The organism is Pseudoroseicyclus aestuarii (genome assembly GCF_003217255.1).
GTDB lineage: Bacteria > Pseudomonadota > Alphaproteobacteria > Rhodobacterales > Rhodobacteraceae > Pseudoroseicyclus > Pseudoroseicyclus aestuarii.
Genome location: NZ_QJTE01000023.1, coordinates 1 through 1472 on the forward strand (window position 1 = coordinate 1; position 1472 = coordinate 1472).

3 protein-coding genes are annotated in these 1472 nt (G+C 71.2%); all 3 read right to left on the minus strand.

From position 1 onward, the window contains the following. Positions 1 to 73: 73 nt before the first annotated feature. A complete protein-coding gene (locus DFP88_RS16745) occupies positions 74 to 670 on the minus strand; it encodes a hypothetical protein (RefSeq protein WP_110815834.1) in 597 nt (198 codons plus the stop codon). Next, the gene (locus DFP88_RS16750) at positions 671 to 907 is read right to left on the minus strand and encodes a hypothetical protein (protein ID WP_110815835.1); all 237 of its coding nucleotides are present in this window, start codon (positions 905 to 907) and stop codon (positions 671 to 673) included. It abuts the gene before it with no gap. A 313-nt stretch (positions 908 to 1220) separates the two neighbouring features. Beyond that, the coding region (locus DFP88_RS16755; protein WP_220032364.1) for a hypothetical protein at positions 1221 to 1472 on the minus strand (252 nt) is incomplete at its 5' end.

Below are 1472 nucleotides of genomic sequence, written 5' to 3' on the forward strand. Positions count from 1 at the left end.
GCCTGCTGCTCTGCCTTCGGCAGCGCCTCGAGTGCCGCGCGGCCGTCGCCGATGATCTCTGCCAGCCTGTCCTTCATCGGGTGATCTCCTCTGCCTGCCGTGTCGGTTGTGTCGTGTCTTGCGCGGGGTGAGCCTTCGGTGCCGCCCCTGCCCCTTGTCCTGCCGAGAAGGGCCCCGCCTCGCGGTCCTGCCCCTGCCCGTCCTGCTGCGCCGCCTGCGGGGCCTCTGCCGCCTGCGCCTGCTTCTCGCGCTGTACGCGCGCCACCAGCGCCTCGACGCGGGCGAGCGTGCTGCGGTACCAGCGCTCCCACTCCAGGTCCTGCGCGTCGTTGCGCACTTCCCGCGCCCGGCGGTCGGAGATCACCTCGAGCCGGCGGTGGTTCTGCTGGGCCCGCTGCGCCACCATGGCCCGCGCCTGCGGCGTCAGCGGCGGCGCCTTCTTCCTCTCGAACCAGAGGAAGGTCTCGACCAGCGTGCCGGCTTCCACCGCCCGCGGCCCCTCGACCGAGCGGAACCAGCGCACCAGCGCCGGCACCTCCTCGAGCGGGCGCGGCTGGACGATCTCCGCGAAGCCGCGGAAGGTCGCAGGCTCCGGCCAGAAGCAGCGGGCCGATCCTTCGCCCTTGGAGGCAAGCATGCCGCGCAGGGCGGAGAGGCTGGCGTCGCTCATTTAGCCGAGCTCATCGGCGAGGGCGTCGAGGCTGCGGCGCGCCTCCCCCGCATCGGTCCCCCGCCGGAAGCGGAAGCCGAGCGGGGTCAGCAGCAGGCGCCGGACGCGGTCCCGGTTGCTCTCCTCGGGCTGCTGCGCGCCCTGCCCCCGCTCTACGGGCTGCTGCAGGGCCTCCCGCCTCTCTGCGCCCTTCCCCTGGTCCCCGGACTGCTGCCGGGTCTCTGGTGCTGCCATCATGGCCCTCACCTCCTTCTCTGCGCCTGCCGAAGTTATCCACAGGCTCACCCTCTGGGTTCTGTCCGCTGTCCTTGTCCTTCTCTTCTCTTTCTTCTCTCAGAGCGGACTGTCCGGAACTGGCCGGACCTGTCCGATCTGTCCGTGGACATGTCCGGACACACCGGGACAGATCAGGACAGATCGGGTCGAAAACGTTGTTTTGCGGGGCTCATCGCCCCTCTGGCCGGTCTGGCGCCATTCTGTCCGCCGGACAGAACCGGACTGTCCGGGACAGTCCGCGGACACACCGCAGCCGGGTGCGGCGGCGGCGGCCTCAGCGTCTGGGGGCACCTCCAATCCAGCGCTCGCGCACCGCCACCTGGAACACCTTGTCGTAGGCATCCTGCCGCCGCTGCCCGCGCACGTGCTTGGCCAGCCAAGCATCCATCCGCTCGACCAGCACGTCGTCGGCCACGACGGCGCGGTCATAGCCCGCCGCCGTCATCCGCTCGCGCAGCCGCATGATCCGCTTGCGCACCGCGTCGTCGCCGCGCTTGAGCTCCGACACCTCGCGCCGCGCCAGCTG